The sequence below is a fragment of the Streptomyces kebangsaanensis genome (assembly GCF_001906585.1).
Classification (GTDB): domain Bacteria; phylum Actinomycetota; class Actinomycetes; order Streptomycetales; family Streptomycetaceae; genus Streptomyces; species Streptomyces kebangsaanensis.
On record NZ_JUJA01000102.1, the window covers coordinates 24,212 to 32,092 of the forward strand.

Sequence of the window (7,881 nt, forward strand, 5' to 3'; positions counted from 1 at the left end):
CGAGGAACGCTGTGCACCGCAGGCAACTGACGTGCAAGGTGAGTGATCCTGCGGCTACGTTGAGCGAACCGCGAATCCCTGTCAGGGGGTATGCCTACGCGGCCCTCAAGGCCGTCAAAGGCGTCAAAGATCATTTCGGAACCGAGGGGCAGTGCATGGCCCGTGAGAGAAACGTCGCCCTTGCCGCGCTCCTGCGCGAAGCGGGCTGGTCCCAGCCCCAAGCAGCCGCCGCGGTCGCTCGCGTTGCCGCGGAGAGCGGTGTACGCGAACTGGAGGCCATTTCCCGCTCCCACATCGCCATGTGGGTCCAGGGCACGAAGCCCAGTGGACGAGCGCCTCATATCCTGCGTGAGACGCTGTCCCGCAGGCTCGGCCGACGCCTCACCCTCGCTGACCTCGGACTGGAAGATGGGCCGACAGGATCCACTGACAGTAGTTCTGACTGGAGCGTCGACCCTCTGACCGTGCTGGCCGAGCTGGGAAGCGACGATCTGGACATGCACCGACGCAAGCTGTTGGCTACCACCGCGTACTCGGCCGCCGGCCTCGTCCTGCCTGCCGCTCCATGGTGGGCAGCCGCCCCGGCCGCGGCGGCCTCGCGCCCTGCAGTCTCCTCCCGGCTGGTGACTCAGGCTGACATCGACGATGTCCGCAAACTGACCACCTTCTACTCCGCGAGGGACCAGCAGCGCGGTGGAGCCTCGGGGCGCTCGGCCCTGGCCGGCCATCTTCGCGACGAAGCGGTGCCGCTCCTGGGCAGCAGGTTCCGAACGGAACAGCACCGCCGGGATACGTACTCGGCCGTGGCAGAGATGACCTACCTCGCCGGCTGGATGGCCTTCGACGCCTCCGAGCATCGGACCGCCCAGCGCTACCTCACCCTCGCCGCACGCATTGCGGCCGAAGCCGCAGACGGACCGCTGGGCGGCCACATCCTGCGTGCCCTCGCCCATCAAGCAGTCGACCTCGGGCACCCACGCAGAGCGCTCGACCTGGCCGACGCCTCCATGTCCCGCACCCACTACGGCCAGGCCAGCTCGCGGGAGAAGGCCCTGCTCGCGGTAGTCCATGCCCGCGCCCTGGCCGCCGGCGGCGACCGCCGCGGCACTCTCGCGGCCATCAGTCGCGCGGAGAGGGACCTCGCACGTGCCGATAACGAGGACGCCCCCGACCGCGCCAGCTTCTTCCAGGAAGCCTCCCTCGCCCACGAGACTGCGTGTGCCTTGCGGGACCTGGGAAATCCTCTCGACGCGGAGTTGCATTTCCAGCGCAGCGTCGCCACCCGCCGGCGGCAGCAGTATGCCCGTACCCACAGTGTGACCCTCGGCTACCTCGGTGCTGTCCAGGTCCAGCAGGGACGCCTCGATGAGGCATGTGGTACCTGGGGACAAGCACTGGACGCCATGGCTGGCGTCCAGTCCGGCCGCGCCCGCGACGTCATCGTCCGCATGCAGAGCGACCTCTCGCCTGTGCGGCAACGTGGTGGCCGCCACGTCGCTGAACTGGACCGCCGGGCGCGGGAAATGCTGCGCGCCATAGGCTGACCACAGGGCACGTCCGCAGCTATTGACGGCAGCTGCTGAACACGCGACCCCGTTAGAGAGGAACGAGCGCCGATGGCAACTTACGAGGTCGAATCGATCGCAACGGTGGTCGGGGGCCACACCCGCGTTCAGGACGATTACCAGGGCGGAGTCGAGTCGGTCATCCGACTCAACGAGGCGTACCCCCTTGAGACGCTGCAGGGAATCGAAGAGTTTTCCCACCTGACGGTGACCTGGCTCTTCCACCTGGCGCGACCGGAAGACGTCCAGCTCCACGCACGCAGCCCCCGCGGGAATCCGGACTGGCCGTCGACCGGTACCTTCGTCCACCGCAACCATCGGCGTCCCAATCAACTGGCGATCAGCTACCCGCGGCTGCTCAAGGTCGAGGGACGGGACCTGTTGGTCACCGATCTCGACGCTGTAGACGGAACGCCCGTGATCGACTTGGCACCGTACTTCGAACAGATGGGGCCTCGTGGCCCGATCCGTCAGCCCGCCTGGCCCGGCGAGATGCTCGAACCGAATTACTGGGCGAAGGCAAGCGAACGGCCCTCGGAGCGCCCTGTATGACAGAAGCGACTGAGCTGCCCGGCTTGCCATTTGCATCGTCGGGAACCAACTGGAGGTCTGGCTCAAGCTGCAGCCCTCGCGTCTCGGAACTCACACCACGTCTCCTCGCCGTTGCTCTCCCATGCGTCTGAGATCGCATCGACCAGCCGGATCCCGCGCCCCGATTCGCCGTCGGGTCCGGCTTCCTTGAGCACAGCGGGCGCCGGGTTGTGGTCGGTTACCGAGACACGCACCACGTCGACGGCCACCGTGATGTGGAGCACGACTTCGCCCTCACCGTGGACCACGGCGTTGGTGACCAGCTCCGAAACGGCCAGTACGACGAACCCCGCCACCGGCTCCGAAACACGGCACCGCCGCAGGAACGCCCTGGCTATGCGCCGCATCTCCCCGACCTTCGCAAGGTCGGGGAGAAGGGCCGCCTGACAGGCATGGGATGCCGCCGGTACCTCTGCCCTCGCCCATGCGCCGGCCTCGTCTTCCTGAGCCGGCCTGACGCATGACGCGCCTGCTGTAGCCGCACAGCTGCGGATGCCCCCGCCGGGCGGGGCCGCCTCTTGGAGCCTGGTCATGTGGGCTATGGCACCGTGCGGCGACGCCGTCGACCAGGGGAATCCAGAGGGGGAAAATCATGTCAAGGGGGAAACTGAAGGGGGGAATTGAGGCCATGATTGGATTCCGCCCACCGACAGAGGTCACACTCATGCCAGACCCGTTCGCCGACCTGCTCCTCCGGCTTCGGCAGGAGGCGGGCCGGACACAGGAGGAGCAGGCGGAGGCGATCAACGCTGTCTCCGGCCGGGACACCATGACCCGCCGAGAGATCAGCCGTTATGAGAACTTCGAGAACATTCCTACCAACCACACAATCGGCCACATCGCGGCGGCCTGCGGTGTCCCCTTCGAGGAACTACAGCGAGAGGCCAAGGCCGCCCGCGCTCGGAAGAGAAAGGGGCATGCCGATGCAGGGGAGGACCAAGACGCCGTGAAGCGTCGCACGCTCCTGGGTAGCGCCACTATCGGCGTGAGCGTGGCCGCCGAGCCGTGGGGGCGCCTCGCCTTCGCCCTCAGCAAGGGGAACAAGATCGATTCGCCCGCTGCCGCCGCGCTCATCGACCGAGCCGCTGAACTGCACGTCCAGGAACTCAACCTCAGCGCGCGGCGGCTACAAAAAACGGTCGAGTCGCATCTTGACGCGATCACTGCGGCCCTGCCTCGTGCAGGCGAACACGAAGGCGCTCTCACCATCGCCGCCGGGGAAACCGCCGCTCTGGCCGGTTGGGTGGCCTGGGACCTGGGGGAGCACGACAAAGCCAACGCCTACTACAAGGTCACGTCGCAGTGCGCGGCGGCTGCCGGGCATCCTCCACTCCGAGCTCTGGCCCTGACCTACAGCAGCTACGGCGCTTTGACGCCAAAGGCGAAGATGGAGTTCCTCTCCCAAGCCGCCAACGACGTGCGAGGCCACGGTAACGCTACTGCTGCCGCCTGGGTCCTCGGTAGGCACGCGGAAGAAGCTGCGGCGGCCGGCGACGAGGTGGGGGCGCTCCAGGCGTTAGACCGAGCGCGCTTCGCCTACGATTTCGCGGACCACACCAGCGAGCAGGCATGGGTCAGGTTCGTGACCCCATACCGCATGGACTCGTTGGCCCTGTCCGTGTACGGCCAGCTGAGGCGCCCCGAGCTCACGTCCACAGCTGATACCGCGGTCGACCGCCTCGGAGACGGACTACCAGACGGGGGCGTCGTGGTCCTCGGTGATCTCGCTTCGGCCCTACTGCGTGGGGGTGACGTCGATCAAGGGGTGGACGTGTCAAGTCAGTTCGTCGCAGCTGCAGAGGCCAAGCCCAACACGATGGGCAAGGAGCGCGCATCGACTATCGCCTCGTCGCTCCCTGACAGTGAGCAGGAACTCGGCCGCTATCTACGGAAGTTCGCATCCTGAGACCCCACACGCAGTAAGCGGGTAAGCCCAGGACGCGACCGTCGTACGGGCGGCCCGGCGCTCCGCAGAACCTATGCCGTCTCCTCGATAACCCAGGACAGGTACGCCTCCGACCCGCCGGTCACGGGCAGCGTGATCCACTGGGGAACGTCGTAGGGGTGCTTCTCGTGCAGCCACGCCTCCAGTGCCGGGAGACGGTCCGTCGTAGTCATGTACGAGATCCGCCACTCCTGCGCCGTCTCGACCTTCCCCTTCCACCAGTAGAAGGCTGTGATCGGCGCATCAATGTGAACGCCCGCTGCCAGCTTGCTCTCGACCGCGCCACGGGCCAACGCCTTCGCCTGATCCTCGTTGTCGCTGGTCGTCTGCGCGATCACAATCTCGTTGGCCATGCAATTACCTCTCCAGTTCAGTTACCGCGACTCTACCGAGCCGTCAAGGGCACACGTCACGCTACTGAAACAGCATCATCCCGGCCCGTGCCGGACCATCCGCCAAACAGAGCGGCGTGATCATGCGGGTCACCGAGCCATCGAGGCGGCGACGCCCCTGTCCGAGGACGGTCACGGGTAGTTGCGGCATCGGGGGGCACAGAGCCGCGGGCACACCCGAGTGCGTGACCTGTGAACGTCGACCGCACGACGGCCCGTCCGCTACTGATGGTCTTCAAGCGGGTCGCCGTCGTGCCGTCGGAGTGGGATCTTGAACTCTATGGCCGCGGAGATGACGACGGCCGACGCGGCCACCGAGACCGAGTACGCCCAGTTTCGCGAGACGTACGGCACGGACGTCACCGAGGTGCGAAGGATACGAGTTCCTCCTCGCGAGTTGCGCATGGCAACCTACAAAGCCCCGTATGAGGCCACGCGACCGAGTGGCAAGCAGAGGCTCAGTACCGTGTCGACTGCCTGCATGGCCGTGCAGCGCCGTGACCCTGGAACTGGAGAGGGATCCATGTAACCCTCACGAACACTCCGACACTCAGGTGTTGTAGCTCTTCAGTTTCACTTCGCTCCCCAATTGCCTGCGCCCTCCACTGGTATGTCTGCAGCGTAGCCGGCGACCTCCGCCGCCTTCTTTTCGGAGGTTGTCGGCCGCTCGTCCGGGCTGGTCCCTGGCATCGTGCACATCGACATCACGGTGCGACCGAGTCAGGTGAAGGAGGAGCACGCCTTGCCCCTCTTCTCCGACGGAACGCCCCCTGCGTCTTTTGGTTGGCCTTCCCGCGGCTCGGCATTCGCCCACGGCAGACGAGAAACAGCCCCGAAGGACTGGAACCTCCTCTGGGAATATGTCAACGTACAACGTCCCGGAAAATACCAGGTCAGTGGCGGGATTCAGGATTCCAGGCCGACCTGCACGTCGGCCATGACGACGTCCGACACTTCGCGCTGCTCGGCCTCATCGCGGAGGCCCCGACCCAAGGAGCACCCCTGTCGAATGCCGCTCTCCGATCGGTCCGATTCAACGCCCCCATCTGCTCGACACTTGGTGCCCTGAACGTATGGACCACATCGGAGCGAGAGGATTGCGCCGCTCCTCCCCGGCGCTGTGCCTCTGTGTTTGTGCGACCGCGTTGACAACGGACTCGGGGTGTTCGTGACGGATGGCGCGGCCTTGTTCTCCGATCGCGCCGACTGGGCCCCTGCGTTTCGTCCGTTGCAATCGTCCGTGAGATGCCCTGCGGGGCGCAACATAGACCACGATCGCCGGTTGGCCAAACCGGCGATCGTGACGACCATTGAGGTGTTCTCGTGCGCCCAGCAGGACAGGAGGTGACACCGTGACGTAGCGGTGTTCTTGCTGTTCGTAAGCTCGTCGTCGCCTGCCGGTGGAAGTCCGGTCCGGGTAGCTGCCAGGAGGCCCGGTAGCAGGCTGGCGGCGTCGGAGGGAAACGTCCGGCGTCGAAGCCCAGCGTCAAAGGCCCTGTAAAGGGGGAGCGACGATACGGTCCGTAGCATCACGCGAAGCCTGCGGCGTCGTTACTCAGCCATCCTTTCGGGTGGAACGAGGGAGTGCCGAGCCCTTCGAAATCGGGGTGAAGGCCATGGAAGCGGTGAAGATCCTGGACGGGCAGCCGTGAAGGACTCCCCGGCGTATGGGGCGCGGAACGTATCGAGGGTGGCGGCGGGAACTGGGGAGGCCCTCCCTGGCCCGGTGACCTGCGGAGAATCGTCGCCGGAAGCTGCGCGTCCTATAACCGGTGATCCCGGGAAGTGGGCGTGAGCCGGGTGGGCGTCGGAGGTGGCCGTAGTACTGCTTGAGCCGAGGAGACAGCACAACTCCCGGTGAGGGAAGGGCCACTGCTTCGTCGGTGCGTCATGGTGACAAGGAGGGGCCCGGTGAGTGCCCATATGGCTAGTCCCGCCGTCGGGGGACGTTCTCCCTCGGACAAGGTCCGCGCTTTGCAGCATGCGCTTTACCGGTCGGCCAAGGCCGATCCCGGACGGCGGTTCCACGCGCTGGGAGACAAGATCCACCGCAGGGATGTGCTCCGGCGTGCGTGGGCCATGGTGCGTGCCAACAACGGCGCACCGGGCATCGACCGCACCACCCTGGCCCAGGTTGAGGAGTACGGCATCGACCGTCTTCTCGACGAAGTGACCGACGAGTTGGGGCGGGGACAGTATCGTCCCCAGCCCGCCCGCCGGGTGTTCATCCCCAAGCCGGGGGTGAAGGACGAGCGCAGGCCGCTGTCCATCCCGACGGTTCGTGACCGCATCGTGCAGGCGGCGATGAAGATCGTGCTCGAGCCGGTCTTCGAGGCCGACATGCTGCCGTGCAGCTTCGGGTTCCGCCCGAAACGCTCGGCGCACGATGCTCTGCAGGTGCTCATCGACGAGCACCATCGGGGCAGGCGGTGGGTGGTGGAGACGGACATCGCCGAGTGCTTCTCGGCGATCCCGCATGAGGAGTTGATGCGCGCGGTCGAAGAGCGCATCTGTGACCAGTCTGTTCTCAGGCTCCTGCGGCAGATCCTGCGGGCCGGGGTGATGGAGGACGGGCAGGTGCGGCGGCCGGTGACCGGGACCCCGCAAGGCGGTGTGATCTCACCGTTGATGTGCAACGTCTATCTGCACCGGCTGGACCGGGCATGGGACGAGCACGACGGAGTCCTGGTCCGTTACGCCGACGACCTGGTCGTGATGTGTTTCTCCCGCAGTCAGGCCGAGCGGGCACTCGCCCGACTGGCCGCACTGCTGGGGGAGTTGGGGCTGAGGCCGAAGGAGTCCAAGACGAGGATCGTGCACCTGATGACGGACGGGGAAGGCTTTGACTTCCTCGGGTTTCACCATCGTCAGGTCCGCTCCCGGGGACTGCGCGGACGCCGACGCGTCGACTTCCTGGCCCGCTGGCCCTCGGACAGGGCGATGCAGCACGCCCGCGACCGGATCCGGGAGATCACCGCCCGGCGCCGGCTTCCGCTGCATCCCGAAGCGATCGTGGGGGATGTGAACCTGTTCCTCCGCGGGTGGATGGCGTACTTCCGGTACGGCCATTCCGCCCGCCGCTTCAGCAAGATCGGAAGGTTCGCGCGGGAACGCGTCGCGCACTTCATCAGCAGAAAGCACCGGCGCAGCCGGGCCTTCGGCTGGTGGGTGCTGACCGTCTCGTCCCCGAATGAACTTGGCCTGATCAGCCCGTATGGAACCGTCGTGGCACCCAGGGCCGGAAAGCCCTGGCGGGAGAGGCCGAATGCCGTCGGTGAACGGCGTCGGTGAGCCGTGTGCGGGAGAACCGCATGCACGGTTCGAAGCGGCGGGGGCTGGAAACGGAGCGGAAGCACTCCGCCACCGCGCCAGCCCCCGACCCTACAGC

7 protein-coding genes are annotated in these 7,881 nt (G+C 66.4%); 4 read left to right on the forward strand and 3 right to left on the reverse strand.

The window, feature by feature from the left end:
• Window positions 1–155: 155 nt before the first annotated feature.
• Both RH94_RS15415 and RH94_RS15420 read left to right on the forward strand, forming a co-directional pair.
• Window positions 156–1,544 (forward strand): tetratricopeptide repeat protein, encoded by a 1,389-nt coding sequence (locus tag RH94_RS15415; RefSeq protein ID WP_199836851.1) that lies wholly within the window; start codon window positions 156–158, stop codon window positions 1,542–1,544.
• Between the two features lie 72 nt (window positions 1,545–1,616).
• Entirely contained in the window at window positions 1,617–2,117 is a 501-nt protein-coding gene (locus tag RH94_RS15420; RefSeq protein WP_073948162.1) for an SAM-dependent methyltransferase, read from the forward strand.
• A 62-nt stretch (window positions 2,118–2,179) separates the two neighbouring features.
• Here the strand turns inward: RH94_RS15420 and RH94_RS46145 are convergent, their stop codons facing one another.
• Complete coding sequence (locus RH94_RS46145; protein ID WP_079189042.1) at window positions 2,180–2,689, reverse strand: ATP-binding protein; 510 nt, start codon at window positions 2,687–2,689, stop codon at window positions 2,180–2,182.
• A 131-nt stretch (window positions 2,690–2,820) separates the two neighbouring features.
• Here RH94_RS46145 and RH94_RS15430 point away from each other — a divergent pair, with 131 nt between their 5' ends.
• Window positions 2,821–4,062, forward strand: a complete 1,242-nt coding sequence (locus tag RH94_RS15430) for a helix-turn-helix transcriptional regulator (protein WP_073948163.1) — start codon at window positions 2,821–2,823, stop codon at window positions 4,060–4,062.
• 71 nt (window positions 4,063–4,133) lie between these two features.
• Here RH94_RS15430 and cutA read toward each other — a convergent pair whose 3' ends face one another.
• Both cutA and RH94_RS40750 read right to left on the reverse strand, forming a co-directional pair.
• The gene (gene cutA, locus RH94_RS15435) at window positions 4,134–4,454 is read right to left on the reverse strand and encodes a divalent-cation tolerance protein CutA (RefSeq protein ID WP_073948164.1); all 321 of its coding nucleotides are present in this window, start codon (window positions 4,452–4,454) and stop codon (window positions 4,134–4,136) included.
• A gap of 261 nt (window positions 4,455–4,715) precedes the next feature.
• Window positions 4,716–4,856, reverse strand: coding sequence for a hypothetical protein (locus RH94_RS40750; RefSeq protein WP_158073054.1), 141 nt, complete (start codon window positions 4,854–4,856; stop codon window positions 4,716–4,718).
• 1,548 nt (window positions 4,857–6,404) lie between these two features.
• Between RH94_RS40750 and ltrA the strand changes: the two genes are divergently transcribed.
• Window positions 6,405–7,784, forward strand: a complete 1,380-nt coding sequence (gene ltrA / locus RH94_RS15450) for a group II intron reverse transcriptase/maturase (protein WP_073946045.1) — start codon at window positions 6,405–6,407, stop codon at window positions 7,782–7,784.
• Window positions 7,785–7,881: the final 97 nt, after the last annotated feature.

What these genes read in the sequence shown, in the direction of transcription:
- RH94_RS15415 (WP_199836851.1), top strand. Translation starts at nt 156, where the DNA reads ATGGCCCGTGAGAGAAACGTCGCCCTTGCCGCGCTCCTGCGCGAAGCG.
- RH94_RS15420 (WP_073948162.1), top strand. Translation starts at nt 1,617, where the DNA reads ATGGCAACTTACGAGGTCGAATCGATCGCAACGGTGGTCGGGGGCCAC.
- RH94_RS46145 (WP_079189042.1), bottom strand. Translation starts at nt 2,689, where the DNA reads ATGACCAGGCTCCAAGAGGCGGCCCCGCCCGGCGGGGGCATCCGCAGC.
- RH94_RS15430 (WP_073948163.1), top strand. Translation starts at nt 2,821, where the DNA reads ATGCCAGACCCGTTCGCCGACCTGCTCCTCCGGCTTCGGCAGGAGGCG.
- cutA (WP_073948164.1), bottom strand. Translation starts at nt 4,454, where the DNA reads ATGGCCAACGAGATTGTGATCGCGCAGACGACCAGCGACAACGAGGAT.